We start from the raw sequence: 266 nt of genomic DNA on the forward strand, positions 1-266 counted from the left end.
CCACTGCGAACCCTGACCAGGGAAGACGAACACGGCACGCCCATCCGAGCCGCCGGCACTCCCCCGCACCACACCCACGGCCTCACGGCCCTCGGCCAACGCCTCCAGCCCGCCAGCCAGATCACCGAGAACCACAGCCCGGTGCTCGAACACCGACCGCGTCGTAGCCAGCGAGAACCCGACATCCACCGGCGACAGCCCAGGCACACGGGCAGCCAGCCGTGCGGCCTGCCCCCGCAGCGCGGCCTCCGACTTGCCCGACACCA

Annotated in this window: 1 pseudogene; it reads right to left on the minus strand. The window is 72.2% G+C overall.

Annotation, left to right across the window (positions count from 1 at the left end):
- Nucleotides 1-266, minus strand: a pseudogene (locus CD790_RS35445) (polyketide synthase); the annotation flags it as partial.

This window comes from Streptomyces sp. SAJ15, assembly GCF_007595705.1.
In the GTDB taxonomy this organism is placed as follows: domain Bacteria; phylum Actinomycetota; class Actinomycetes; order Streptomycetales; family Streptomycetaceae; genus Streptomyces.